The organism is Bradyrhizobium sp. 956_D2_N1_4, from assembly GCF_052076025.1.
Taxonomy (GTDB): Bacteria; Pseudomonadota; Alphaproteobacteria; order Rhizobiales; family Xanthobacteraceae; genus Bradyrhizobium; species Bradyrhizobium barranii.
Map to the genome: position 1 here is coordinate 2,661,929 of NZ_CP197237.1, position 25,664 is coordinate 2,687,592.

Consider the following 25,664-nt stretch of genomic DNA (forward strand, 5'->3'; position numbering starts at 1 on the left):
TCAGCGCATGCGGTCCGGGCCGGCCGTCAGCCTTGCTCGTCCATGATGCGCAGCTTCTCGACGCGGCGGCGAAAATCCTCGTCCGTCGAGAATTCGGCGGAAAGGTAGGACGAGACCAGATCCACGGCGAGCCAGGCGCCGACGATCTGCGCGCCGATGCACATGACGTTGACGTCGTCATGCTCGACGCTCTGATGGGCGGAATGAACGTCGTGGCAGACCGCGGCGCGGATGCCCTTCATCTTGTTGGCCGCGATCGAGGCGCCGACGCCGGTGCCGCACACCATGATGCCGCGTGCGGCTTCGCCCGACGTCACCTTCTGAGCCACGGCCCGCGCGATGTCGGGGAAGTCCACCGGCTTGTCGTCATGGGAGCCGACATCGACGATGTCGTGGCCGAGGCTGCGGATGTGATCGATAACGGTCTGCTTGAGCGGCCAGCCGGCGTGGTCGGATCCGATGACGAGACGCATGTGATGTCCTTCTTGATTTTATGTTGGTCGTGACAGCCGCTTCGCGGCTGCCACGATTTTCCCTGGTTTCAGCTGCGCATGTCGGGCGGCAGCTCGACCCCGTGGAATTTCTTGTAGATCGCGTTGAGCTTGCCGTTCTTGACGTTCTCGGTGATCCAGCCGTTGAGCTTGTCCATCAGGCGCTGCTCGCCCTTCTTCAGGCCGATCGCGAGGTCGAAGGTCGCCAGCGGGATCCGGGATTCGAACACGCGCGACGGGTTCTTCACCCCGATCTGGTTGATGATCGTCGCCGACGAGGCGACGCAGTCGACCTGGCCGGAGACGGCCGCCGTCACCATCGTGGCGTCGTCGTCGTAGCGCGAGATCTTGAGGTCCTTGTCCTTCATGTTGGACAGGGTGGTGTCCTGCGTGGTGCCGCGGGAGACGCCGATCGACTTGTCCTTCAGGTCGGGCCAGTCCTTGACGGTCGAGGATTTGAGGCAGCCGACGTCGGACTGCAGCGTCGCATAGCGCTTGGTGAAGTCGATGACCTTGGCGCGATCGGGCGTCACCGACAAGGTCGAGATGATGATGTCGGCCTTGCCGGTCAGGACGTTGGGGATGCGTGTCGCGCCGGTGGTCTGGATGAATTCGAGCTCGAGCCCCCAATCCTTGGCGAGCAGTTGCGCCACTTCGACGTCGGAGCCGGTCGGCTTCATGCTGCTGTCCATCATGCCCGAGGGCGGAATGGCGACGTCCGTCGAGATGCGGATCTTCTTGGCCTGCGTGATGTCGTCGAGCAGGTCGGCCGATGCCGGCGTGGCTGATATCATGACGAGGCCGAACAGCGCGGTGGCGGTCCCCAGCAATGTCTTGTTTGTCATCCTTGGTTCTCCTCTCCTGTTATGATTTTAAGTTTCCAGTGCCCACGAATTGCGTGAGTTCGGGCGTCCCCGGCGACGTCAGGATCGAGGCGGGGCCGGTCTCGTGGACCTTGCCGCGATGCATGAAGACGATCCGGTCGGCGATGCCTTTGGCAAAACCCATCTCATGGGTGACCATCACCATGGTCATGCCGTCCGCCGCCAATTGCTCGATCACCTTCAGCACCTCGCCGGTAAGTTCGGGATCGAGCGCGGAGGTGACCTCGTCGAACAGCATCACTTTCGGCTGCATCGCGAGCGAGCGGGCGATGGCCGCGCGCTGCTGCTGTCCGCCCGAGAGCTGCTCGGGATAGGCGTGCAGCTTCTCCTCGAGCCCGACCTGCGCGAGCACTTTTCGGGCGAGGTCCCTGGCCTGCGAGGTCGCCATGCCCTTCACGGCGCAGGGGGCGAGCGTGATGTTCTGTTCGATCGTGAGGTGAGGAAACAGATTGTAGCTCTGGAACACGATGCCGACGTCCTGGCGCAGCGCGCGCAGATCGACATCAGGGCGGTCGACGCGATGTCCGCACACGACGATCTCGCCGCCGTCGACCTTCTCGAAGCGGTCGATGCAGCGCAGCGCGGTGCTCTTGCCGGAGCCGGAGCGGCCGATCAGTGCCAGCACCTCGCCGCGTTCGACGGCAAAGGAGACGCCATCGAGCACCCGGAGCGGGCCAAAGCTCTTCTGCACGTCGCGGAGCGACACGATCGGTTCGGAGGAGGAGGGGTTTTGCTGCATGTCAGGCTGGTGCGAGGTTGGACCTGCCACGCCCCATCCGCCGTTCCAGCTTCTGGCTGAACAGGGACAGGGGATAGCACATGGCGAAATAGACGACGGCGATGATCGCGTAGATGGCGAACGGCTCGAACAGCGAGTTGTTGACGATCTGGCCCGACCGCATCAGCTCGACGAAGCCGACCACGGAGGCGAGCGAGGTGTTCTTGATGATCTGCACCATGAAGCCGACGGTCGGCGGCGTCGCGATGCGGATCGCCTGCGGCAGGATCACCTTCATCATGCGCTGGGTCCGGCTCAGCGCGAGGCCTTCGGCGGCCTCCCATTGCGGCTTCGGCACCGACTGGATGCAGCCGCGCCAGATCTCGCCGAGATAGGCCGAGACATAGAGCGTGAGCGAAGCGCCGGCGGCAGCTAACGGCGAGACCTTGAGGCCGATCGCGGCGAGGCCGAAATAGCCGAGGAACAGGATGACGAGCAGCGGCGTGCCCTGGATCAGCTGGACGTAGACGCCGCTGGCGATCCGCACCGATTTGAGCGGCGAGATGCGCGCAAGCGCGATCACGAAGCCGACGATGCCGCCGCCGATCAGCGCGATCACGGACAGGCCAATGGTCCACAGCGCGCCCTGGCCGAGGAACATCAGATGATTGATGTTGAGATGTCCGCCCATGGTCATCTCACAACGGCGTGCCGAGCCGGCGCCGGCGCGGAAACAGCACGAGGCCGAGGCCCCAGAAGCCCGCGCGCATCACCAGCGACAGGATGACGTAGAGCACGGCGACGATGATGTAGGTCTCGAACGCGCGATAGGTGTCCGACTGGATGTAGTTGGCGACGGCGGTGAGTTCTTCCGCCGAGATTTGCGAGCAGACCGAGGAGGCCAGCATCAACAGCACGAACTGGCTGGTCAGCGCCGGATAGACCTTCTCGATCGCCGGCAGCAGGATGATGTGCCAGTAGATCTGCAGTCGCGACAGCGCCAGCCCCTCGGCGGCCTCGATCTGTCCGCGCGGGATGGCTTCGAAGCCGGCGCGCATGATCTCGGCGGTGTAGGCGCCGACATTGATCGTCAACGCGGCCACCGCCACGGTGAAGGCGGAGAATTTCAGGCCGAGGCTGGCGAGGCCGAAATAGACCAGGAAGATCTGGACCAGCAGCGGCGTGTTGCGGATGGTCTCGACATAGACTTTGCAGGCGCCCGCGATCAGCGGGCTTCGTGAGCCGCGGCCGACGGCCGCGAGCGTGCCGAACAGGGCGCCGAGCACCGTCGCAAAGGCCGCCAACTCCAGCGTCAGCGCCGCGCCGGCCAGAAAATTCGGCCAACGCTCCAGCACCGCGGGAAAGTCGAGTTGGAGGCTCATCGTATCGGCTTCAGCCCGTCACCTGGTTGGTCATGCGGTCATAGACGCGGAATAGCGCCTGGTTGCCGTTGCTACCTTCGCCATGCGCGCGTGCGTCCACATACTGGCTGGTGACGAGCGCGGTGCCGGGCAGCGGCACGCTCAGCGCCTGTGCGTGCTCCTGCACCAGGCGGAGATCCTTGAGCTGGAGATCGATCCGGAAGCCGGCGGAGACGTCGCCCGCGATCATTGCGGGGCCGAGCTTGTCGAGCATCCAGGAGGCGGCGGAGCCACCGAGCAGAACGCGACGCAGCAGATTGAGATCGATGCCAGACGCGCGCCCGAGCGCCAGCGCCTCGCAGATCGCCTGGATGTTGATACCGCAGATCAGCTGATTGCAGAGCTTGATGGTCTGACCGGCGCCGGATGCGCCGACATGCGTGATGGTCGTGCCCATCGCGCGGAAGAACGGCTCGGCCTGGGCGAAAGCGGCCGCATCACCGCCCGCCATGATCGAGAGCGCGGCGTTCTTGGCGCCCACTGGTCCACCCGAGACCGGCGCGTCGATGAAGCTGACGCCGACCTTCTGCAGGTCGGCGTGGATGCGGCGGACCGCGACCGGGGAGATCGTGCTCATGTCGACGATGAGCTTGCCGGGCGGGGGAGATTTCAGCAGGCCGTGCTCTCCGTAAACGGTCGCCTCGACGTGGGGTGTATCGGGCAGCATGGTGATGACGATGTCGGCGCCTTGCGCTGCGTCAGCGGGGCTGTTGGCGCCGGCCGCGCCTTCCTTGACGCTGTCGGCCAAGGCGGCTTCGTTGAGATCGAAGACGCGAACCGCATGCCCGGCCACCAGGAGGTTGCGCACCATCTCGCGGCCCATCGTACCGATGCCGATGAAGCCGACATTGCCCTTGTCGTTCCGTCCCATGTCAGTCGTCCGTTTCTTGGTTGATTGGTTTCTTGCTTGTTGGCCTGCCGCGATCAGCCTGAGGCGCTGGTCTTGTCGATGTCGCCGACGACGGCGCGCCTGCGGTATTCGTCGCCAATGGCAAAATGCTTGCGCAGCGTCGCATCCGCTCGCTCGGGGTCGCGCGCGATGATCGCGTCGAAGATGCGCCGATGGTCGTCGATCAGGTACGTCTTCATCGACGGGAAGGCCTGCACCAGCTCGCGGCGGCTGCGATGCGAATGCGTCAGCAGTCCCGCCAGCGAACCGTGCAAGACCGTCAATGTTTCCGAATGCGAGGCCACGACGATGGCGCGATGGAATTCGAAGTCGGCCATGCCGCCGGCATCCGCCTCGTCGATCGTCTCTCCGATCTTCGCGAGCGCACGCTGCAGGCGTTCGAAATCGGCGATGTTGGCGCGCTCGCAGGCGAGCCGGATCGCCTGACACTCGATCGCGACGCGCGCCTGCATGACGTCATCGAGCATGTCCGCCTGCTGAGCGAGCGCGAAGGTGAAGAAGTCGTTCAGCACCGAGACGTCCGGCTGCGTCACCACGGTGCCGATGCGGTCGCGGATTTCGACGATGCCGAGCACGGTGAGGGCGCGCAGCGCCTCGCGGACGATCGGCCGGCTGACGCCAAGGAGGGTCGCCAGCTCGCGCTCGGAAATCAGGCGGTCGCCGGGCTTGAGCGAGCCCGCAAGCAGGCGTTCGCGCAGGAAGGCGAACACCTTCTCGAACCCTTTTTCGCCCTCAGTGGCCCGCTTCACTTCCATCCCGGTCTCTTCTTGGTCTGATCTTGGTCAGACCAGTAGGCTAACCAGAGCGTCGGCGTCAAGAGCCTTGGTTAATTGCGGGTGTCGCAGGCGCGGCCAATCCGATCAGTTCCCCGGCCGGATCCTTCAAATTTGAGGCGTATTGATCGGAGCGTTCACTCAAAGAACTTGAGGTCCGCGATGCCCGATCATCATTCTTTCTCCGCCCTCGACCGCCATGCGGCGCTCAGCGGATCCGATAACGGCTTTCCCTGGTATGCGGGCGCGATGCTCGCGGTCGAAGCAAGCGAAGTGGTGCGGCTGCGCTGCGAGAAGCTCAGCCACGGCGACGAGGCCGCCGGGCAGGAGGCGGTGCTGATGGTCAGCGAGAAGATCGCCGCGGCTTTCGAGGCGGCCGCGAGCCTGCTTGCGGGAGCAACGCCGGCCGCGATCGTGCAGCGCTATCGTGAGCACGTGGCCGCGAACGCCAGGCGGCTGTCCGCGAACGAGGCTCCGTGACGGAGTTGCGCTGCTGACAGCATGTTGGCAGCAGGGGCAGGCTACGACCATCTCCTGACAAAACGGGGAGCGGGTCCATGCCGATCGAGGCAAGCTGTCATTGCGGTGAGACGGTGTTCGAGGTGACGGAGGTGCCGGCGAGCGTGACGCGCTGCACCTGCTCACTCTGCGCCAAGCGGGGCGCGTTGTGGGCCTATTACACGCCGGCGCAATTTCGCCTGCTGTCGCCGCCGGAAAATGTCACGACCTATCTCTGGGGCAGCCGCACGGTCAAACATCATTTCTGCGCGAGCTGCGGCTGCGGCACCTATTCAGAGTCGCCGGACTGGTCGACCGGCAAGCCCGATTTCGACAATCCCAGGGTTGCCGTGAATGCGCGCCTGTTCGACGATTTCGATCTCGATGCCGTGCCGGTGAACATGATCGACGGCAGGAATTTGTGGTGAGCATGCAAGGTTCACGCATGTCTCCGCTGCAGGCCGGTGCTCTTGAGGCGTTTTTGAAAAGCTGATTTGGTCCGGCCCCAGAGAAAAAGGGGGGAAGCCATGATGCGTCTTTTTGCGCGAGTGATGCTCGCAATGTGTCTGGCCGTTGCAGCCGGCTTCAATGCGCAGGCGCAGACCAAACCGAAGGTCACGACATCGGGACCTGACTTCCCCAAGGCCGCGCTGTTCGTCGGCAACAGCTTCTTCTACTACAACAACGGCATGCCCGGGCATCTCTCCTTCATGGAGCGCGCGGCTGATGCTGACAACAAGGCGGCGTACCGCAACACCATGGCCACGATCGGCGGCTCCGGCCTCGATTGGCATGACATGGACAATCTGCTGCGGCCGGGCGGCATCGGCGCCTATTCCTTCGACGAGCAGAACAACGTCGTCTTCAACAAGCCGGGCAGGCAGTTCGATGCCGTCGTCATGATGGATTGCAGCCAGTGCCCGATCCATCCGCAATTGAAGGACGCGTTCGCGACCTTCGCCAAGAAGGACAGCGAGATCGTCCGTGCCCACGGCATGCGGCCGGTGTTCTTTATGTCCTGGGCCTATGCCGACAAGCCGGAGATGACCGAGGCTCTGGCCGAGGCCTATACGACCGCGGGCAATGCCAATGATGCGCTCGTGATCCCCGCAGGCCTCGCCTTCGCGCGCGTGCGCAAGCTCCAGCCGGAGCTCAATCTGTATGCGCCGGACAAGCGACACCCGAGTCCGGCGGGCACGTACCTGGCAACCTGCGTGACGCTCGCCGCGCTGACCGGGCGCTCGCCGGTCGGCAGTTCCTACAACATGGGACTGGATGCGGAGACGACCCAGCTGCTGCAAAAGGCGGCGTGGGATACGGTGCAGGACTATTACGGGCGCTGATCTCGTAGGGTGGGCAAAGGCGCGCTCGCGCCGTGCCCACCATTTCTCCCCAAGTTCAAGCGGCTTTGGTGGGCACGCTTCGCTTTGCCCACCCTACGGCACCTTCATCGCTCCTTCAGAACCACCCACGCCGGCGCGTGATCGCTCGCCCCATCTTCGCCGCGCACCTTCTTGTCGACACCCACCTTGGCCAGCCGCGAGACGAGGGCAGGGCTGAGCAGGAGATGATCGAGTCTGAGACCCGCATCGCGCGGCCAGCGGTTTCGCTTGTAGTCCCAGAACGTGTAGATGCGTTTCTCCGGATTCAGTTCGCGGATCGCATCACACCAACCCTGTTCAATGAGCGAGGCAAACGCCGCGCGGCTCTTCGGCTGGATCAGCGCATCCTTGTCCCATGACCGCGTCGGATAGATGTCGATCTCATCAGGCGCGACGTTGTAGTCGCCGGCGAGCACCACGGGCAGATCCTGCTTGATGAAGGTCTTGGCGTGGCGCCTGAGGCGCGCGAACCAGTCGAGCTTGAAGTCGAATTTCGGCCCCGGCTGCGGATTGCCGTTCGGCAGATAAATGCTGGTAACGATGATTCCGCGCACGGCGGCCTCGATATAGCGGGCCTCGTGATCGCCTGGTTTTCCCGGCAAGCGGTCGCGCGTGAGAATGGGCTCGGCATTGCGGGCGAGGATGGCGACGCCGTTCCAGGTCTTCTGTCCACGCCACACCGCGCCGTAGCCGGCCTTTTCGATGGCTGCCGCCGGAAATTCGCCGTCGGCTGCCTTCAGTTCCTGGAGCGCGACGACATCAGGCTTCGCCGCGCTCAGCCAACGCAACAGGTTGGGCAGGCGGCGGTTGACATTGTTGATGTTGAACGTCGCGATCCTCATGGGCCCAACGACTGGAAATCTTCAGAAATGACTCGCAACCGTTGTCATCGGCGTTCCACGATGTATGCTTACAACCAAAAATTGCCGATCGACACGATGGAGGTTTGACGATGACCAAGCTTTGCCTTGCCGTAGTCGTGGCCGCAACCGCATTTTCCGGAGTGGCTCTTGCTGCCGAGAAAATGGAAATCGCCTGTAGGGTGGAATATTTCAAATACTGCCCCAGTGTCGTGCCGGGGGGCGGGCGCATTGTTGCTTGCCTGAACAGGTACAGGAGCCATATCGGCAACGCGTGCAAAGAGAGCATGGATGCGTGGGTTATCGATAACAAGGTGCGCGGATAATCGAGCGCGATGAGATCGACGAAGCGTCATCGCCCCTAGCGACATCAGGCTTCGCCGCGCGGTCGTCGGACAGATTCGGTTGACGTTGAGTGCCGCAATCTTCATGTAGAGATTGCGGCCGCGGTCGTTTGCGCCGCCACCGGAGATCCAAATCCATGTTGAAGTCCAGTCTGAGCCTCGCCATCGTCGCATTCGTCGTCGCGTTCTCCGGTGTCTCGTCGGCACAATCGTCCGATCCACGCGGCGCGTGCAAGGCGGACTATGACAAATTCTGCGCCGGCATCGCGCCCGGTGGTGGCAAGATCATCGCCTGCCTCAACGCCAAGCGCGATCAGCTCAGCGCGTCCTGCAAGACGGCGCTCGACAGCCGGAAGAAGTAAGTCTCGTGTCCCGGACGCGGCGCAGCGTGTGACGCTGCTCCGCAGAGCCGGGACCCAGAAAGCGACACAGTACGGTGCGGGGAGATGGCCCCGGCTCTGCAGCGCATTGCTGAAGGAGCGCTGCGCCGCGCCCGAAGAACGGGCGCGTCCCTAACTCGGCAGCGGCGGCGGGCTCGCGGGCTGCTCGATCGGCGGCGGGGAGGGCGACTGCTCGGCCGTCGGCGCGGGCTCCGGCTTGACCAGCGGCTCCACCTCATTGCCGCCCTTGTAGACGCGGGCGTAGCGGTGGCCGAGGCTGGTCAGCACCTCGTAGCCAATGGTGCCGAAATGATGCGCGAGCTCGTCGACGGTGATGCCCTCGCCGAGCAGCGTCACCATGTGGCCGCGCCGCGCCGCATTCGGGGCCAAATCGGTGATGTCGATCGCGATCAGGTCCATCGAAACGCGGCCCGCGACCGGGCAGCGCTTGCCGGCGACAACGACCTCGGCGCCGCGGGTGCCGTCATTGGAGCTGGCGGCGCGGAAATAGCCGTCGGCATAGCCGACCGCGATGATCGCGAGTTTTGTCGGCCGCCGCGCGGTCCAGGTGCCGCCATAGCCGACGCTCTCGCCGCGCTCGACATTGCGGGTCTGCACGATGCGCGCCTTGAGGTCGACCACGGGCTGCATCGGGTTGTCGGCCTCAGGCGTCGGGTTGACGCCGTAGAGCGCTGCGCCCGGCCGCACCAGGTCGAACTGGAAGGGCGCGCCGAGGAAGATTCCGGAGGAATTGGCAAGCGCAGCCGGCACGCCGGAAAATTCGCTGGCGATACTGCGGAAGGTTGCCAGCTGTTTTGCATTCACGGGACTGTTGAGCTGCTCGGCCGAGACCAGATGGCTCATCACCAGCGTGATGCCGTGATCGCCGGCGTTGATGCGGGGGATGATGGCCTGCGCGTCCGCAAGCGTCAGCCCGAGCCGGTTCATGCCGGTGTCGATGTGAACAGCGGCGCCTCCGGTCCAGCCGGTGCGGCGGCAGAACACGTCCCATTCGGCAAGCTCATTGAGATCGCCGATCACCGGCCGGCAATTGATCCTGGCGTAGTGCTCGCCGGTGTTCTGGAAATAGCCGCCGAGCACGTAGATCGCGGCTTCCGGCACGGCTTCGCGCACAGTGCGCGCTTCCTCGATGGTGGCGACGAAGAAGGTCTTGCAACCGGCCTTGCTAAGGGCCCGCGAGACCTGCGCGGCGCCGCAGCCATAGGCATCGGCCTTGATGACGGCCGAGCATTCGGCCGGCACGGCCGTCTTCTCGAGCTTGCGCCAATTGGCGATGATGGCGTCGAGATCGACGGTGAGCACGCCGCCATAGGCTGCGAGCGCGGCAGCCTGATTGGCCTCCGCGGAGAGGAGGCCGGATTGCGGGATCATTTTCGGGTCGGACGCCATTGTCATGGCGCCGTTTTACGCAAGAGGCCGGTCTGGTTCAAGGAACTCAGTAGTCGTTGCCGCTGCGAACCGGCAACTGACTGTCAGGCGCGAGGTCGCCGAACCTAGTGACCGAGGCTTCGAACGCCAAATCGACGGTGCCGGTCGGGCCGTGGCGCTGCTTGCCGATGATGACCTCGGCTTTTCCGTGCGCAAGACTCATGTCAAGCTGCCACTTCTCGTGTTCAGGCGTGCCTGGGCGGGGCTCCTTCATCGCGAGGTAATATTCCTCGCGGTAAACGAACAGGACGACGTCGGCGTCCTGCTCGATTGATCCGGATTCACGCAAGTCGGAGAGCTGCGGCCGTTTGTCGTCGCGGGATTCGACTTGGCGTGAGAGCTGGGACAGCGCGATCACGGGAACGTTGAGCTCCTTGGCCAGCGCCTTCAGGCTGGTCGTGATCTCCGTGATTTCCTGTACTCGGTTGTCACTCCGCTTGCCGGATCCGGAGAGCAACTGGATGTAGTCGATCACGAGGAGATCGAGGCCCTTCTGCCGCTTCAGCCGGCGCGCGCGTGCCATCAGCTGCGCGATCGACAGGCCGCCGGTCGCGTCGACATAGAACGGCAGCGACTGCAGCTCGATCGAGACTTCCCGGATCTTGTCGAAATCGGCTTCCGAGATGCCGCCGCGGCGGATGTGGGAGGAGGGAATGCCGGTGCGCTCGGCGACGATACGCGTGGCGAGCTGGTCGGCCGACATTTCGCAGGAGAAGAAGCCGATCACGCCGCCATTGGCGGCCTTCATGGTACCGTCAGCCTGGACCTCGCCGACATAGGCCTTGGCGACGTTGTAGGCGACGTTGGTCGCCAGCGAAGTCTTGCCCATGCCCGGGCGTCCGGCCACAATGATGAGGTCGGAGTGCTGGAGGCCGCCCATCTTGGTGTCGAGGTCGCGCATGCCGGTCGAGATGCCGGACAGCTTTCCATCGCGCTGGAACGCTTTGGCCGCGAGATCGACCGCGACCGCCAACGCCTGCGAGAATTTCTGGAAGCCGCCGTCATAACGGCCGGATTCGGCGAGTTCGTACAGGCGGCGCTCGGCGTCCTCGATCTGCGCCCGCGGCGCGAAGTCGACCGGCGCGTCATAGGCGACATTGACCATGTCCTCGCCGATGCCGATCAGGTCGCGTCGCAGCGCCAGATCATAGATGGTGCGGCCGTAGTCCTGGGCGTTGATGATGGTGGTCGCTTCCGCCGCGAGCCGCGCCAGATATTGCCCGATGGTCATGCCGCCGACATCGGTGTCGGCCGGGAGGAACGTCTTCAGCGTGACGGGCGTGGCGATCTTGCCCATCCGGATCAGGCTGCTGGCCGTCTCGTAGATGGTCTGATGCAGCGGCTCGAAATAATGCTTCGGCTCGAGGAAGTCGGAGACGCGGTAGAAGGCGTCGTTGTTGACCAGGATCGCGCCGAGAAGGCTCTGTTCCGCCTCGATATTATGCGGCGCGCTCCGATACGCCGGAGTTCCGGGCTCGGGCGCGAGTTTGAGGACGTTCGAATCAGTCAGGGCCATGGTCGAGCGTTAGCAATTTTCTGGGGCGGATACGGGGCCGGGATAAAGCGCCGCCTCAGGCCAAAGCGGAAGCAAAAGCTGACCGCTATCAACCGCTCAGTTAAAATGGTGGATGACTGGCAGCCGCGGCACGCGCCGCGCTTGACGGTTTTTGCGGAACTCGCCCGTCCCGGAAGCGGCCGTGACCGCGCCACGGAAAACTCCGGGTGACATGAACCTAATGGATTGGCGCGCAGACGTATCAAGAAGCGCGCGAAATGACGCACGCCGGGAGCTTTGGGCTCGGATTCAGACCAGCAGGAGGTAGACCAGCGCAACCAGGGCCGCTCCGACGCCGGTGGCGATCAGGGCGTAATCGGTGCGGAGGTCGTCCTGCACGTCGAATGAGGTTTGGGTCCGCTTGCTCATGGCGACGGTCTAAGCCGGGCCCGACGAGACTTATGTGAAACAGATCACATCTCCCCGGATTCTTTCGGGGTACGACCCGGAACAGGAAGGCGGGCGGGGGGTTGTCTCCCGCCACCAGGGAACGAGGCGAGCGATGCGGCCAGAACGGCAGCAGAATTGGCGAAGCGAGGCGGCCAGCCGGCTTTGGCTGTCGGGCCTCATCGCGGCCATGCAGCACGCCGAGCGGCCCGAAGTGCGGCGCGAGCCGGTCTCGCCCGAGACTCTCGCGGACCTGCGGGCGCAACTGGCGTTAACAGCCTCTTTCCGATCGTCCCAGATCTCGACCCTGCGTCATTAGGATTCATTCACCAACCAGCGTCAGGCCCGGGTCCGGCGCCGCCTTCGCGCGCACGATGACGGGTGTCTGCGGCGTCGTGACTTTGCGACGATGTGCCGCTTCCGACAGGCGACGCGTCGTCTCACGAGGCCTCCGGCACTCGAACAAGCTGCAGCGCTATTGCGCTGTGATCACAGCCGATATTCCAAAAGCGCTTAATCACATCCTTGCGTGTGGAGGCTGCTTCCATTCGCGGCTCAATCCGCTAAAAGGTGACCCGCCGCCGCGCCTTATGCCGGCTGCATTCGCGTAAATTCAATGGAGATGATGGGAATGTCGAGCCGAGCGCTCAGCCTCGCGACGGTATTGCTTCTGATCGGCTTCGGCGCGACCGATACCGTCCTTGCGCAGGCGACGAACCTCGAGGCCGGCAAGGCCCCATCCCAGCTTTTCGCGCAGACCTGCAGTGCCTGCCACAAGAGCCCGCGCGGTCTGTTGAAGACGGTGGCGCCGGGCTCGCTGCCGGGCTTCCTGCGTCAGCACTACACGACCAGCTCCGACATGGCCGGCGTGCTCGCGTCCTATCTCGTCTCCAACGGTGCCACCGACACCCGCTACCAGGCCAAGGACGGCAAGGACAAAAAGGACGGCGCCAAGGAGAAGGAAGCCAATACCGCGCCGGACCATCAGGGGCGCCGTCAGCGCTCCCAAGACGCCGCCAAGCCGGACGGCGAGGCTGCCGCTCCCGCGTCCGAGGGCGCGCGTCAGAAGCGCGTGGCACGGCCACCCGAGGAGGGATCGAAGGAAGGTGCGAGGCCCGAGGGCCAGGCAGCGCCCGATGGACGCAAAGCTAAGCGTCGCGGCAAGCCCGGGACCGAGGAAGCCCCGAAGGTCGACGCCGCCGCGCCGGCCATTGAAGACAAGAAGAGCGAGCCGAAGGCCGAGACCAAGCCCGACGCGGCCAAGGTCGAGCCCGGCCGTGACGAGGCGAAGCCCGAGAACAAGCCGGCGGAGAAGCCGGCTGAGGCCAGGCCGGATAGTGCCAAGGTCGAGCCGCGCGGCAGCGATACTCCGGCGCTGCGGCCCGATCCGGTACCGCAGGTCACGCCTGCTGCACCGTCTGCCGCCGCGAAGCCCGCCGAGGCCAAGCCGGCGGAGGAGGCTGCTCCCAAGCCGGCCGCGAGCTCCGAACCGGCAGCCAAGCCGCAGGAGCCTGCACCGCCCGCGACCGCTGCGGCCCCGCCCGCGGCGCCAGCCGACTCGTCCGGTCCGCCCACACCGCCGATTTCGCGCTAAGCGAGCCAGATTTTCCGTCGATTTGCGAAGGCCGCACGCATCGCGGCCTTCGCATCGTCTTGACCGCAATTAGAGCGTTACTCTAGAGTGATGCTCCAGGAGGCGTCGATGACGACGAGCGTGCGTGACGACCTGTTGGCGGCCGGGCTTTTCGTATTCGACCGGGTCGGCTTCGAAGCTGCGACGGTGGCCGCGATCCGCGCCCGGGCACGCGCCTCCAACGGCAGCTTCTTTCATGTCTTCGGATCGAAGAAGGAACTGGCCGGTGCGCTGTTCCTGGAGGTGCTGCGGCACTATCACGCCGCAGTGCTGGCCGCGCTCGATCCGATGCCCAATGCCGGGCAGGGCATCGATCGGCTGATCCGGGCCCATCTCGACTGGGTGGTGTCGAGCCGGCGCGAGGCCCGCTATCTCTTCGAGATCTCGCGCAGCGAATGGGGCGAGGACGTCCGCGACGCCCAGCGCGCGCAGAACGCGCGCCTTGCCGAAGGCATCGAGCGCTGGCGCGCGCCGTTGGTTGCCGGCGGCGAGCTTTTGCCGATGACGCCTGTGATGTTCGTCAGCCAGCTCATCGGCCCTGCCCAGATCTTCTGCCGCGCCTTTCTCTCGGGACGTGACCGCGCCGATCCGCGCAGCGAAGCCGACACGCTTGTCACCTGCGCCAACCGTGCGCTGCGCCCGCCCGATCGCATCCACACGCAATAAGGAGAAGCCGCATGCGAGCCGAAGCAGATCCCGAATTCGGTCCGATCGCCGAGCGCATCCACGCCAATGTCGGCCGGCAGGGTTTTATGAACCTGGTGGGCGCCGAGCTCTCGGAATTGTCGCGCGGCACCTGCACGATTGCGGTCGCGCGCCGGCCCGAGCTGCTCCAGCAGCACGGCTTCTTCCATGGCGGCGTCACCGCCTTCCTGGTCGACAACGCCACGACGATCGCAGCGGCCACCTCGCGCGGCCAGCCGGCGTTGACGGCGGAATACAAGCTCAATCTGTTGTCGCCGGCGGTCGGCGAGAAGCTGATCTGCCGGGCCAGGGTGATCAAGCCGGGCCGCCAGGTCTCGGTGGTCGCGGCCGACGTGTTTTGCGTCAACGACGGTGTCGAGAAGCACACGGCAACTGCGCTCGCCTCGATCGCGATGCTGAGCGAGGACGTCGCCGCGAAAACGAAAAGCCCGGCCGCCTGAGGCGGCCGGGCGTCGCAACCTGCGCGAACGCGGGTCTTACTTCTCGGTCTCGTCCACAGCCGGCGCCGGCTCGTCGTCCTGCTGGGCTTCCGGATCGAAGAACTCGCCGGCGGCGGCGATCGCTTCGGCGGCCGCATCGCGGTCCTCGTTGCGGGTCGAGATGTCCTCGCCGCGGTTGATGCGCTCGGCCTCGTCCTGGCTGCGCGCAACCGTGACGGAAACCTCGACCTCGACCTCGGGGTGAACGGCGACGGTGATGGTGTGCTTGCCGATGGTCTTGATCGGCGCGTCGAGCTGCACTTGCGGGCGCTCAAGCGAGACACCGTCGGCTTCGAACGCAATGACGACGTCGCGCACCGTGACCGAGCCGAACAGCTGGCCGGCTTCGGAAGCCTGACGGATCACGATGATGTTCTTGCCTTGGATCTTCTCGGCGACCTTGGACGCCTCGCCCTTGGACTGGAGGTTGCGAGCCTCGAGATCGGCCTTCATGCCGTCGTACTTGGCGCGGTTGTCGGCGGTGGCGCGCAGCGCCTTGCCGCGCTTGAGCAGGAAATTGCGGGCATAGCCGTCGCGAACCTTCACGACTTCGCCCATCTGGCCGAGCTTGCTCACGCGTTCCAGCAAAATGACTTCCATATTCGTTCTCCTTTGAAGTGTTGAGTGAGTTGGGTTTTGGGGTTGAACTTAAGAGGTCGGCAGCGGCGGTGGCTGGCGGCTGCGCAGGAAGCGCTCGCGGAAGCCGAACACGGCATCCGCAAGGCCGAGGATCACCATCGCGATGACGGGCCAGCCGAACACCACGACGACGGCATAGGTCGAGCCGAGCCAGAAGGTGCGGCTCTTCAGCGCCAGCGTCAGCGTGTGCAGAACGGCAAAACCGGTCAGCGCATAGCCCATCATCAGCGCTGCCGTCGTGATCTGCGCGACCATCGCGAGCAACCCGCCGGTGAAGCAGAACGCGAGCGCGATGCAGAGCGCCACCAGCGTCATCGGCGGCAGCTCGGCCGTCATCATGTCCGGCCACGGACGCAGCAGGCGGCCCGATGTCGCCGTTATCTTGCCGCTGAGCCAGAGATTGAGGGTGAGCGTCATCATCGCGACGATGGTGGCGGCGGCCGGGGCGATCAGCACCAGTGCGTCGACGAACTGACCGGCTTCGCCTGACGTCTGCGGGTCGGCGGTGCGGAGCAGGCGCATCAAGCCGCGCCGCAGCGTGCCGGTGATGGTCTCGGCATCGGTGCCGAGCGTGAGCAGGGCGGCGATCGTGGTCAGCGCGGCGAAGCCCGCGATCCACAGCAGGATGCGGCCGACCGGATACCATTCGAGCTCGGGCTCGGCCGGCGGCTCGGTGGCGGCTTCCGGCGCGACGGGTCCAAGGCGCCGGCTGAGCAGGACGAGATGGCCGAGCCACCACGCGGGCAGCGCGACGGTGACGGCAAAGGCGATGCAGTAGGGCAGGCCGAACAGGGCCCCGAGGCCGATCGCAGCGGCGATGCCGCCGAGGCTCGCGCAAAGCGGGCCCCAGCCGATCGAGGCGACCATCAGCGGCAGCGGCGCGAGATAGAACAGGACGAGCGAGATCAGCGCGCCCGATACGATCGAGGCGAACATCAGGGCCGACGCAGCGCCGGCGATCAGGGCTATCAGTCCAAGAGTCATCATCAGCTGTCCCGCTCCCTTCGAGCGGTTAGAGGCATCTCGCCCCAACCATCGGCGACCGGACGACCCGGAAGCCTTATGAAACCAAAAAGCGCGGCCGGCGGCGATGTCGCCGCCGGCCGAATTCGTCTTAGCGAATGACGTAGGGCAGCAGGCCCAGGAAGCGCGCGCGCTTGATGGCGCGGGCAAGCTCACGCTGCTTCTTGGCCGACACCGCGGTGATGCGGCTCGGCACGATCTTGCCGCGCTCGGAGACGTAGCGCATCAAGAGCTTGGAGTCCTTGTAGTCGATCTTCGGAGCGTTTGCGCCCGTGAACGGGCAGCTCTTGCGACGACGGAAAAACGGACGGCGTGCACCAGCTTCAGCCATTGATCTTACTCCGCATCCGGCGTTGTCGTTTCAGCTTCGTCGCGCGGACGGCGCGGACCGCGGTCACCGCGGAAGCCACCACCGTCGCGATCGCCGCCACGGAAACCACCCTCGCGGTCGCCACGGAAGCCACCGCCTTCGCGATCGCCGCGGAAGCCGCCGCCACGGTCGTCACGCTCGCGGTCGCGGTCGGCCTTGCGCATCATCGCCGACGGGCCTTCCTCGAGCTCCTCGACGCGGACGCTGAGATAGCGGATCACGTCTTCGCTGATGCGCTCCTGGCGCTCGATCTCGGCGATCGCCGCGGACGGCGCGTCGATGTTGAGCAGCACGAAGTGCGCCTTGCGGTTCTTGTTCATGCGGTAGGTGAGGGAGCGAACGCCCCAATTCTCGGTCTTGGTGACCTTGCCGCCGAGACCCTCGACGATGCCGGTCATCTGCGCAGTCAGCTCTTCGACCTGCTGCGTGCTCGCGTCTTGGCGCGCGAGAAAAACATGCTCATAGAGAGCCATAATCGTCCTTTCCTCATGTTGGCGCATCGCCCGGCGTCAAGCCCTTAAGAGGCCTTCGGAAAGGACTCTGGGATTAAGCTCAGAAGGCGGAAACACGGGACGACGGGCCGACTGGCCCTGGCACACCAAAATCACGAATGATTTGCTGAGACCGTCCGTTCAGCTCCCGGCCGGGGTCTGCGGATGGCGCGCTTATACGGATTTTGGCCGGCTTTGCAAGGTTGGAGGGCCGTGTTTTCGGCCCCGGATGGTTCCGGTGGGGGCAGCCGGACTGGTCCTTACGGACCATACCAGCTTGATTTATTTGTTTGTATAGCATACAAATAAATCAACGCAGAGGACCCCAATGGCGGAAAAGTCGGTCCATGAGCCGTTAGAGGCGGCTGGCGACCCCAAGCATGCTGCCCGGGCTACACGTTCGGCCGGCCGCAAGATGCGGTCGCTGCTGCTGGATGCGGCGAGCCCGCTGTTCAGGGAGCGGGGGCTGTCCGGCACGGCCATCACCGACATCGCCGCCGCCGCGGACGCGTTCCCGAGCCAGATCACCTATTACTTCCGCACCAAGGAGGCGCTGTTCGTCGAATGCGCCTGCCGCGAGCTGCTGTATCTGGCGCGGGCGACGGAGCAGGCAGCGCTCAAAGCGCGCACGCCGCGGGACTATACCCGCGCGCTGGCCGAGACCGTGACGGCGAGCGATTCGGTCGCGTTCTTCGCAGAGGCGCTGACGCTGACCCGGCGGCGCCAGGATCTTGCGCCGCTGGTCGAGCGCACCATCGAGCGCCTGCACGGTGAAGGCGCGCGCGCCTATGCGAGCCAGGTCGCGCGGCACGGCTGGCGCTCCCTGCGTGCGCCCGACGAAAGCTCGCGGCGGTTTTGGGCCGTCGCCATCGGCGTCATTCTCGAGGGGTACGCGATGGGCCGGTCGCCGGATGAATTGTGCGCCGAGATGCTGCGTGTGCTCGGCGAGCAGGCGAAATCAACCAGCGACACGGCGCGGCTCCGTCTGGTCGACGAGCGCGACGCATCTGGCAGTTCGAATGAGGAGGGTTAGGCCATGATCGCACTTCGCATGCGTGCCCGCGATTTCCTGACCGACGACCAGCTCGCCGACGTGCGCCAGCGCGTGACCTGGAAAGGCGTCGCGCTGATCGCCCACGCCTGGGCACTCATTGTCGCAGCGATCGCTTTGGTGGCGTGGTGGCCCAACCCGATCACCTACATTCTCGCCGTTGCCATCATCGGTTCGCGCCAGCTCGGGCTCGCGATCCTGATGCATGACGGCGCGCATGGCTGCCTGTCCGCTGACGAGAAGACCAATCTGACCCTGAGCCAATGGTTCTGCGCCTATCCTCTCTTCGCGGAGACGCGCAGCTATCGGCGCTATCACCTTCAGCATCACGCGCGCACCCAGCAGGAGGACGACCCCGATCTCGTACTGTCGGCGCCGTTTCCGATCACCAGGCTGAGCTATCGCCGCAAGTTCATTCGCGACATCACCGGGCAGACCGGCTACCAGCAGCGCAAGGCGCAACTGCTCAATGCGCTCGGGCCGAAGGACTGGACGTTGCGGCAGCGCGCGGCGCATTTCTGGGAGAAACTCGGCCCGCAATGCCTCGCCAATGCCGCGATGTTCGCAGCGCTCGCGGCAGCCGGCGTGTGGTGGGCCTATCCGCTGCTATGGCTGGTGCCGCTGTTGACCTGGATGATGGTCATCACCCGCATCCGCAACATCGCCGAGCACGCTGTCGTGCCCGACAGCAGCGATCCCTTGCGCAACACCCGCACCACGCATGCGAATTTCCTCGAGCGGCTGTTCATCGCGCCGTACTACGTGAACTATCACCTCGAGCATCATCTCTTGTTCTACGTGCCCTGCTACAATCTGCCGAAGGTGCATCGGCTGCTGAGTGCGAGCCGGCACGCAGATCGCATGGAGGTGCAGCCGGGCTACGCCGCGGTGCTGCGGTTGGCGACCGCGAAACCGGACCGGGATGACCGGCCGGGGCAACTCGTGAACAGCGCGCGCCGCGCGCAGGCAGGGGCGGCGGTCGACGCCAATCAGACCAATGGTGGATTCTAGGGCCAGCATTCCCCGTTGAATCCCGGGCGAAGTTCCTATCTTGGCTTGACATTCCGGCCCCGGACAGTGTCTACGGCCCCCTTTGGAGCATGATCCGGAACCATGGCCTAAGGCCGTGCGTCATCGGCTGCCGGTTCTCGCAGGGATCACGCCCGACAAGCAGGGAGCGCCGATGACGGCAGCATTCACATTTCCAGGGCAGGGGTCCCAGGCGGTTGGCATGGGCAAGGCCCTGGCCGACGCCTTTCCGGTGGCGCGCGCCGTGTTCGACGAGGTCGATGCCGCGCTTGGGGAGAAGCTGACGGCGATCATCTGGGATGGTCCGGCAGAAACTCTCCAGCTCACCCAAAACGCCCAGCCGGCGCTGATGGCGGTCTCTGTCGCCACCCTGCGCGTGCTGGAGGCCGAAGCCGGGTTTTCCGTGGGACGGGATGCGGCCTTCGTCGCCGGCCACTCGCTCGGTGAATATTCGGCGCTGGCTGCGGCCGGCAGCCTGACGATCTCGGATACCGCGCGGTTGCTTCGCACCCGCGGTCTCGCAATGCAAAAAGCCGTGCCGGTCGGCGCCGGCGCGATGGCCGCTCTCCTTGGTCTCGACTACGAGGCCGCCATGGAGGTCGCAGGCGAGGCGGCACAGGGCCAGGTCTGCCAGGCCGCCAACGACAATGGCGGCGGGCAGGTGGTCGTCTCCGGCGACAAGGCTGCGGTCGATCGCGCCGTCGAGATTGCCAAGACCAAGGGCGCTAAGCGCGCAATGCTGCTGCCGGTGTCCGCACCGTTCCATTGCAAGTTGATGCAGCCCGCCGCCGACGCCATGGCGGAGGCGCTGGCGAAGGTCACGATCAGGGCGCCGGCGGCGCCGCTGGTGTCGAACGTGCTGGCGAGCGCCATCAGCGATCCCGACGAGATCCGTCGCCGCCTGGTCGAGCAGGTCACCGGCACGGTGCGCTGGCGCGAGTCGGTTGCCTATATGGCAGGGCAGGGCGTCAACCGCTTCTTCGAGATCGGCGCTGGCAAGGTGCTGTCTGGTCTCGTCAAGCGCATTGCGGATGGCGCCGTCGGCGTGTCGGTCGGTGGTCCCAACGACATTGCCGCCGCCAAGGATGCATTGGCCGCTGCGAAGCAGGCCTGAAGGAGTTTTTCAATGTTCGATCTGACTGGCAAAAAGGCGCTCGTCACCGGCGCGACCGGCGGCATCGGCGGCGCGATCGCGCAGGCGCTGCACGCGCAGGGTGCTACCGTTGCGATCTCCGGAACGCGCAAGGAAGTGCTGGATGAGCTCGCCGGCAAGCTCGGCGAGCGTACCCACGTGCTGCCCTGCAATCTCTCCAAGGCCGACGAGGTCGAGGCGCTGGTGCCCGCCGCGGAAGCCGCGATGGGGCAGGTCGACATTCTCGTCGCCAATGCCGGCATCACCCGCGACAATCTCTTCGTCCAGCTCCGTGACGAGGACTGGGAGGAGGTCATCAACATCAATCTGACCTCGACCTTCCGCCTGGCGCGCGCCGCGACCAAGCTGATGATGCGCAAGCGCTTCGGCCGTATCATTGCCATCACGTCGATCGTCGGCGTCACCGGCAATCCCGGGCAGGGCAACTACACGGCATCGAAGGCCGGCCTGATCGGCATGATCAAGACGCTCGGTGCCGAATACGCCAAGCGCGGCGTGACCGCGAACTGCATCGCGCCGGGCTTCATCAAGACGCCGATGACCGATGCGCTCAACGACAAGCAGCGCGAGACGATTCTGGCCAAGGTTCCGGCTGCCCGCCTGGGGACGCCGGAGGACATCGCAGCCGCCGCCGTCTACCTGAGTTCGAACGAAGCGGCCTACGTCACGGGACAAACCATCCACGTCAACGGCGGCATGGCCATGATCTGACGTCTCCTTCCGCACTGCCCACAAGGGCGGTGCGGGATGCGGCAAACGGCCGTTTCCGGTGCGAAATGAGGCTTGTAGTCAAGGCAGTTGAAGTATGATAACCGGACGCTCAACGGATGGGCAAAGAACGCCATTGCAGGTTTTTGAAACCCTGTATATTGGCGATGCGGAGCCTTGGCCGTCTCGCCGGGCCTGCATCGGTTAAGATGGGGCCAATCAAAGTTCGTAAGCGAAGGCAGTCAACGACCACGACGGCTCGTATCGTCCCGGGGGGTCGGGTCTACAGGGAACAACACGAGGTTATGCAATGAGTGACATTGGCGAGCGGGTTAAGAAGATCGTGGTCGAACACCTTGGTGTTGAACCCGAGAAGGTTGTCGACGCTGCGAGCTTCATCGACGACCTCGGCGCCGACAGTCTGGACACCGTCGAGCTGGTGATGGCGTTCGAAGAAGAATTCGGTTGCGAGATTCCGGACGACGCCGCGGAGACGATTCTCACCGTCGGCGACGCCACGAAGTTTCTCGAGAAGAACGCGAAGAGCTAAGGCTCTTCATTTTCGCGGGGACAACATTGAAACCGGACGGGCCGCTGACCAGCGGTCAGCCGGTTTCTTGTTATTGGCCGTGAATCTTTCGATGCGGAGTTTTCGAACATGAGGCGGGTTGTCGTCACTGGTCTCGGCATGGTGTCGCCGCTCGGCTGCGGCGTCGAACCGACCTGGAAACGCATCCTCAACGGCGAAAGCGGCGCACGCAGGATCGAGAGCTTCGATGTCTCCGATCTTCAGACCAAATACGCCTGCACCGTCGTGCGCGGCGACGGCACGAACGATACTTTCAATCCCGATACCTGGATGGAGCCGAAGGACCAGCGCAAGGTCGACGACTTCATCATCTTCGGCATGGCCGCAGCCGGCCAGGCGCTCGATGATGCCAACTGGCATCCCGAGACCGAAGAGGACAAGTGTGCGACCGGCACCATGATCGGTTCCGGCATCGGCGGCCTCACCGGCATTGCCGAAACCGCGATCCTCCTGAAGGAGCGCGGACCGCGCCGGGTGTCGCCGTTCTTCATTCCGGGCCGCCTCATCAATCTTGCCTCCGGCTACGTCTCGATCGCGCACGGCCTGAAGGGGCCGAACCATTCGGTGGTCACGGCCTGCTCGACCGGTGCACATGCGGTGGGCGACGCCGCCCGTCTGATTGCGCTGGCCGATGCCGACGTCATGGTTGCCGGTGGCGCCGAGTCGCCGATCAGCCGTATCGGCATTGCCGGCTTCAACGCCGCGCGCGCGCTCTCGACCGGCTTCAACGAAACGCCCGAGAAGGCATCGCGTCCCTACGACAAGGACCGCGACGGCTTCGTGATGGGCGAGGGCGCCGGTGTCCTCGTCCTGGAAGAACTCGAGCACGCTCAGCGCCGCGGCGCCAAGATCTACGCCGAGGTGATCGGCTACGGCCTTTCGGGCGATGCCTATCACATCACCTCGCCGTCGCCCGATGGCGATGGCGGCTTCCGCAGCATGGCGGCAGCGCTCAAGCGCGCCGGCCTCACGGCATCCGATCTCGACTACATCAACGCCCACGGCACCTCGACACCGCTCGGCGACGAGATCGAGCTCGGTGCGGTCGAGCGGCTGCTCGGCAACACCGCTTCCAAGGTCGCGATGTCCTCGACCAAATCCTCGACCGGCCATCTCCTCGGTGCCGCCGGCGCGATCGAGGCAATCTTCGCCATTCTCGCGATTCGCGATAATGTCGTGCCGCCGACCATCAACCTGGACAATCCGTCGGTCGAGACTGCGATCGATCTCGTGCCGCACATTGCGAAGAAGCGCGAGGTCAACGTCGCGTTGTCGAATTCTTTCGGTTTTGGCGGTACCAACGCGTCGGTGATCTTCCGCCGCCTGGTTCATTAGTTTGCGTTTGAAACGAATCCACCGTTTTGCCGTATTCGGCGATAGTCATACCCCGTGGGCGCGTGCATTGGCTCGACAAGCGATTGTCTGGCCGCGATTGAACCGGCAGGATTCAGGTTGCTTCGATGAGTGAAAGGCCGCCCATTTCGCCCCGGAGTCCGCGGGCAGCGCTGGAGCCCGAGCAGGTTCCGCCGCCGCCGAGGCGATCGGACCGGGCGCGCAATCCCTTCGTGATCGTCGGCAACGCCATCATCACCCTTCTGCTGATCGCCATGCTCGGCGCCGGCGGCGTCTACTATTACGGCCGGCAATTGCTCGAGGCGCCGGGGCCGCTGAAGGAAGACAAGATCGTCAACATCCCGCAGCGGGCCGGCAAGCGCGACATCGCCGAGACGCTGAACCGGGAAGGCGTGGCCGACGTCAATCCCTGGGTGTTCATCGCCAGCGTCGCCGCGCTGAAGGCGAGCTCGGACCTGAAGCCAGGTGAATATTCGTTCCAGAAGAACGCCTCCTTGCGCGACGTCATCGCCACTATCGTCGAGGGCAAGGTGGTGCAGCATTCCGTTACGATCCCGGAAGGCCTCACTTCCGAGCAGATCGTGGCGCGGCTGTCCGACAACGACATCTTCACCGGCAGCGTCCGCGAATTGCCGCGTGAAGGCACGCTGCTGCCCGAGACCTACAAGTTCCCGCGCGGGACCCCGCGCGATCAGGTGATCCAGCGCATGCAACAGGCCCACAAGCGCGTGCTGGCCGAGATCTGGGAGCGCCGCAGCCAGGACATTCCGGTGAAATCGCCGGAGCAACTGGTGACGCTGGCCTCGATCGTCGAGAAGGAAACCGGCAAGCCGGACGAGCGCAGCCGTGTCGCTGCCGTATTCGCCAACCGGCTCAAGCAGAAAATCAAGCTGCAGTCCGATCCGACCATCATCTACGGCCTTGTCGGCGGCAAGGGTACGCTCGGCCGTCCGATCAAGCGCAGCGAGATCACGCAGCCTTCGCCCTACAACACCTATGTGATCGAGGGACTGCCGCCCGGCCCGATCTCCAACCCCGGCCGCGCCTCGCTGGAAGCCACCGCCAACCCGGCCCGCACCCGCGACCTCTATTTCGTCGCCGACGGCACCGGCGGGCATGCCTTCACCGAAACCTACGACGCGCACCAGAAGAACGTCGCCAAGCTGCGCGCGATGGAGAAGCAGATCCAGAACGACACGGTCGAGCCGGCCGAGGATGCGCAGCCGCCGGCGGCCGCCGCGCCCGGCGCTGCCGCGGATCCGCCGACCGCGACCACGCCGACGCGGCCCAATCAGCAGAAAAAGCCGCCAGCCGCTCGCCCCGCTGGTCCCGCGCCCGCCCGCCAGGGCGCGGTGCAGCCGTCGCCGCCGGTGGTCCAGCGCTAGTTCGCGCAGACCTGCCTGCGGGACTTTGCGGATTCCACTTTCCTGCAAAATAGTCTTAAGATTCGCGTGGCCTGATGGGCCTCGCGAATCCTGAGTTTCCGGAGAAATTGACCTGATGGCGCTGTCGTCCATGACCGGCTTTGCCCGAAGCCACGGCGCTAGCGGGCCGTATACGTTCGAATGGGAATTGAAGTCGGTCAACGCCAAGGGCTTTGACCTCAGGGTGCGGTTGCCGCAGGGGTTCGACGAGCTCGAGGCCCACGCCAAGAAGCGCGCCGGCGAGCTTTTGTCGCGCGGCACCGTCTACGCCAATCTCAACGTCAAGCGCGCCAACGCCGCAGCTTCCGTCCGCGTCAACGAGGACGTGCTCAATGCTGTCCTGAAGGCGGCCGCGATGATCGCCGGCAAGGTCGATGCGGTCGCGCCGAGCGTCGACGGCCTGCTCGCCATCAAGGGCGTCGTCGAGGTCGCCGAGCCCGAGGGTGACGAGGAGGAGGACAAGGCCGCGCGTGCCGCCGCCGCGGAGGCCTTCGACAAGGCGCTCGCCGATCTCGTCGAGATGCGCAAGCGCGAGGGCACGTCGCTCGGGCAGATCCTGACCCAGCGGGTCGCCGAGGTCGAGGTGCTGGCGAGGAAGGCGGAAGCTGCGCCGGGCCGCAAGCCCGAGGCGATCAAGGCGAGACTCGCCGAGCAGATCGCAACCCTGCTCGACACCTCCGACCGTTTCGATTCCGACCGCCTGATGCAGGAGGCGATCCTGATCGCCACCAGGGCCGACATCCGCGAGGAGCTCGACCGCATCGCCTCCCACATCGCGCAGGCGCGCGAGCTGATCGGCAAGGGCGGCCCGATCGGCCGCAAGCTCGACTTCCTGGCGCAGGAGTTTCATCGCGAGGTCAACACCTGCTGCTCGAAGTCGAACGACATCGATCTGACCAATACGGGCCTGGCCATGAAGAACGTGGTCGAGCAATTCCGCGAACAGGTCCAGAATTTGGAGTGAT

At 65.0% G+C, this 25,664-nt stretch carries 31 protein-coding genes; 16 read left to right on the forward strand and 15 right to left on the reverse strand.

Annotation, left to right across the window (positions count from 1 at the left end):
- Positions 1-26: 26 nt before the first annotated feature.
- The 7 genes from rpiB to AB7535_RS12115 form a co-directional block, all read right to left on the reverse strand.
- Positions 27-473, reverse strand: a complete 447-nt coding sequence (rpiB, locus tag AB7535_RS12085; RefSeq protein ID WP_085402833.1) for a ribose 5-phosphate isomerase B — start codon at positions 471-473, stop codon at positions 27-29.
- Between the two features lie 68 nt (positions 474-541).
- The gene (locus AB7535_RS12090; protein WP_439036344.1) at positions 542-1,336 is read right to left on the reverse strand and encodes a transporter substrate-binding domain-containing protein; all 795 of its coding nucleotides are present in this window, start codon (positions 1,334-1,336) and stop codon (positions 542-544) included.
- A 19-nt stretch (positions 1,337-1,355) separates the two neighbouring features.
- Positions 1,356-2,114, reverse strand: a complete 759-nt coding sequence (locus tag AB7535_RS12095; RefSeq protein ID WP_439037335.1) for an amino acid ABC transporter ATP-binding protein — start codon at positions 2,112-2,114, stop codon at positions 1,356-1,358.
- Between the two features lies 1 nt (position 2,115).
- Positions 2,116-2,784, reverse strand: coding sequence for an amino acid ABC transporter permease (locus AB7535_RS12100; protein WP_028169586.1), 669 nt, complete (start codon positions 2,782-2,784; stop codon positions 2,116-2,118).
- A 7-nt stretch (positions 2,785-2,791) separates the two neighbouring features.
- The gene (locus AB7535_RS12105; protein WP_071914692.1) at positions 2,792-3,475 is read right to left on the reverse strand and encodes an amino acid ABC transporter permease; all 684 of its coding nucleotides are present in this window, start codon (positions 3,473-3,475) and stop codon (positions 2,792-2,794) included.
- Positions 3,476-3,485: 10 nt separating this feature from the next.
- Positions 3,486-4,439 carry an NAD(P)-dependent oxidoreductase gene (locus tag AB7535_RS12110; protein ID WP_439037336.1) on the reverse strand — a complete coding sequence of 318 codons (954 nt, stop codon included), beginning with the start codon at positions 4,437-4,439 and terminating at the stop codon, positions 3,486-3,488.
- On the reverse strand, positions 4,439-5,179 hold the full coding sequence (locus AB7535_RS12115; RefSeq protein WP_038942928.1) for a FadR/GntR family transcriptional regulator: 741 nt from the start codon (positions 5,177-5,179) through the stop codon (positions 4,439-4,441). The genes AB7535_RS12110 and AB7535_RS12115 overlap by 1 nt, the downstream gene beginning before the upstream one ends.
- Positions 5,180-5,359: 180 nt before the next feature.
- Here AB7535_RS12115 and AB7535_RS12120 point away from each other — a divergent pair, with 180 nt between their 5' ends.
- From AB7535_RS12120 to AB7535_RS12130, 3 genes are all read left to right on the forward strand, one after another.
- Complete coding sequence (locus AB7535_RS12120; RefSeq protein WP_354179828.1) at positions 5,360-5,677, forward strand: hypothetical protein; 318 nt, start codon at positions 5,360-5,362, stop codon at positions 5,675-5,677.
- A gap of 77 nt (positions 5,678-5,754) precedes the next feature.
- A complete protein-coding gene (locus AB7535_RS12125) occupies positions 5,755-6,123 on the forward strand; it encodes a GFA family protein (protein WP_439036345.1) in 369 nt (122 codons plus the stop codon).
- A 99-nt stretch (positions 6,124-6,222) separates the two neighbouring features.
- A complete protein-coding gene (locus AB7535_RS12130; protein ID WP_439036346.1) occupies positions 6,223-7,038 on the forward strand; it encodes a hypothetical protein in 816 nt (271 codons plus the stop codon).
- A gap of 104 nt (positions 7,039-7,142) precedes the next feature.
- Here the strand turns inward: AB7535_RS12130 and AB7535_RS12135 are convergent, their stop codons facing one another.
- Complete coding sequence (locus AB7535_RS12135) at positions 7,143-7,919, reverse strand: exodeoxyribonuclease III (RefSeq protein WP_439036347.1); 777 nt, start codon at positions 7,917-7,919, stop codon at positions 7,143-7,145.
- Between the two features lie 68 nt (positions 7,920-7,987).
- Positions 7,988-8,368, reverse strand: a complete 381-nt coding sequence (locus AB7535_RS12140) for a hypothetical protein (RefSeq protein ID WP_439036348.1) — start codon at positions 8,366-8,368, stop codon at positions 7,988-7,990.
- Positions 8,369-8,418: 50 nt separating this feature from the next.
- Here AB7535_RS12140 and AB7535_RS12145 point away from each other — a divergent pair, with 50 nt between their 5' ends.
- Positions 8,419-8,643, forward strand: a complete 225-nt coding sequence (locus tag AB7535_RS12145) for a cysteine rich repeat-containing protein (protein ID WP_071914679.1) — start codon at positions 8,419-8,421, stop codon at positions 8,641-8,643.
- A 150-nt stretch (positions 8,644-8,793) separates the two neighbouring features.
- On the opposite strand, the gene alr is transcribed toward AB7535_RS12145, so the two are convergent.
- Together alr and AB7535_RS12155 are read right to left on the reverse strand one after the other, a co-directional pair.
- Complete coding sequence (alr, locus tag AB7535_RS12150; protein WP_439037337.1) at positions 8,794-10,071, reverse strand: alanine racemase; 1,278 nt, start codon at positions 10,069-10,071, stop codon at positions 8,794-8,796.
- 46 nt (positions 10,072-10,117) lie between these two features.
- The gene (locus AB7535_RS12155; RefSeq protein WP_063983703.1) at positions 10,118-11,626 is read right to left on the reverse strand and encodes a replicative DNA helicase; all 1,509 of its coding nucleotides are present in this window, start codon (positions 11,624-11,626) and stop codon (positions 10,118-10,120) included.
- A gap of 442 nt (positions 11,627-12,068) precedes the next feature.
- On the opposite strand from AB7535_RS12155, the gene AB7535_RS12160 reads away from it, so the two are divergent.
- The 4 genes from AB7535_RS12160 (at position 12,069) to AB7535_RS12175 (ending at position 14,830) form a co-directional block, all read left to right on the forward strand.
- Positions 12,069-12,371, forward strand: a complete 303-nt coding sequence (locus AB7535_RS12160; RefSeq protein WP_223153592.1) for a hypothetical protein — start codon at positions 12,069-12,071, stop codon at positions 12,369-12,371.
- A gap of 312 nt (positions 12,372-12,683) precedes the next feature.
- Positions 12,684-13,646, forward strand: coding sequence for a hypothetical protein (locus AB7535_RS12165; RefSeq protein ID WP_439036349.1), 963 nt, complete (start codon positions 12,684-12,686; stop codon positions 13,644-13,646).
- A 108-nt stretch (positions 13,647-13,754) separates the two neighbouring features.
- Positions 13,755-14,351: a TetR/AcrR family transcriptional regulator gene (locus AB7535_RS12170; RefSeq protein WP_439036350.1), complete on the forward strand. Its 597-nt coding sequence runs from the start codon at positions 13,755-13,757 to the stop codon at positions 14,349-14,351.
- Between the two features lie 11 nt (positions 14,352-14,362).
- The gene (locus AB7535_RS12175) at positions 14,363-14,830 is read left to right on the forward strand and encodes a PaaI family thioesterase (RefSeq protein WP_085402845.1); all 468 of its coding nucleotides are present in this window, start codon (positions 14,363-14,365) and stop codon (positions 14,828-14,830) included.
- 36 nt (positions 14,831-14,866) lie between these two features.
- Here AB7535_RS12175 and rplI read toward each other — a convergent pair whose 3' ends face one another.
- The 4 genes from rplI to rpsF all read right to left on the reverse strand — a co-directional run bounded on the left by rplI (position 14,867) and on the right by rpsF (position 17,374).
- On the reverse strand, positions 14,867-15,469 hold the full coding sequence (gene rplI / locus AB7535_RS12180) for a 50S ribosomal protein L9 (protein WP_439036351.1): 603 nt from the start codon (positions 15,467-15,469) through the stop codon (positions 14,867-14,869).
- A 48-nt stretch (positions 15,470-15,517) separates the two neighbouring features.
- Complete coding sequence (locus AB7535_RS12185; protein ID WP_166095958.1) at positions 15,518-16,495, reverse strand: hypothetical protein; 978 nt, start codon at positions 16,493-16,495, stop codon at positions 15,518-15,520.
- A gap of 127 nt (positions 16,496-16,622) precedes the next feature.
- Positions 16,623-16,862, reverse strand: coding sequence for a 30S ribosomal protein S18 (gene rpsR, locus AB7535_RS12190; RefSeq protein WP_007592020.1), 240 nt, complete (start codon positions 16,860-16,862; stop codon positions 16,623-16,625).
- Between the two features lie 5 nt (positions 16,863-16,867).
- A complete protein-coding gene (gene rpsF, locus AB7535_RS12195) occupies positions 16,868-17,374 on the reverse strand; it encodes a 30S ribosomal protein S6 (protein ID WP_014495806.1) in 507 nt (168 codons plus the stop codon).
- Positions 17,375-17,720: 346 nt separating this feature from the next.
- On the opposite strand from rpsF, the gene AB7535_RS12200 reads away from it, so the two are divergent.
- The 8 genes from AB7535_RS12200 to AB7535_RS12235 all read left to right on the forward strand — a co-directional run bounded on the left by AB7535_RS12200 (position 17,721) and on the right by AB7535_RS12235 (position 25,663).
- Positions 17,721-18,425: a TetR/AcrR family transcriptional regulator C-terminal domain-containing protein gene (locus AB7535_RS12200; protein WP_166095966.1), complete on the forward strand. Its 705-nt coding sequence runs from the start codon at positions 17,721-17,723 to the stop codon at positions 18,423-18,425.
- Positions 18,426-18,428: 3 nt separating this feature from the next.
- Positions 18,429-19,454, forward strand: a complete 1,026-nt coding sequence (locus AB7535_RS12205) for a fatty acid desaturase family protein (RefSeq protein WP_439036352.1) — start codon at positions 18,429-18,431, stop codon at positions 19,452-19,454.
- Between the two features lie 172 nt (positions 19,455-19,626).
- Positions 19,627-20,586, forward strand: a complete 960-nt coding sequence (gene fabD / locus AB7535_RS12210) for an ACP S-malonyltransferase (RefSeq protein ID WP_135215282.1) — start codon at positions 19,627-19,629, stop codon at positions 20,584-20,586.
- A gap of 12 nt (positions 20,587-20,598) precedes the next feature.
- On the forward strand, positions 20,599-21,336 hold the full coding sequence (gene fabG / locus AB7535_RS12215; protein ID WP_028147729.1) for a 3-oxoacyl-[acyl-carrier-protein] reductase: 738 nt from the start codon (positions 20,599-20,601) through the stop codon (positions 21,334-21,336).
- 307 nt (positions 21,337-21,643) lie between these two features.
- Entirely contained in the window at positions 21,644-21,883 is a 240-nt protein-coding gene (locus tag AB7535_RS12220) for an acyl carrier protein (RefSeq protein WP_008130699.1), read from the forward strand.
- A gap of 108 nt (positions 21,884-21,991) precedes the next feature.
- Positions 21,992-23,257, forward strand: coding sequence for a beta-ketoacyl-ACP synthase II (gene fabF / locus AB7535_RS12225; RefSeq protein ID WP_166095975.1), 1,266 nt, complete (start codon positions 21,992-21,994; stop codon positions 23,255-23,257).
- Positions 23,258-23,382: 125 nt separating this feature from the next.
- On the forward strand, positions 23,383-24,660 hold the full coding sequence (mltG, locus tag AB7535_RS12230) for an endolytic transglycosylase MltG (RefSeq protein ID WP_071914663.1): 1,278 nt from the start codon (positions 23,383-23,385) through the stop codon (positions 24,658-24,660).
- A gap of 115 nt (positions 24,661-24,775) precedes the next feature.
- Entirely contained in the window at positions 24,776-25,663 is an 888-nt protein-coding gene (locus tag AB7535_RS12235; RefSeq protein WP_439036353.1) for a YicC/YloC family endoribonuclease, read from the forward strand.
- Position 25,664 lies beyond the last annotated feature (1 nt).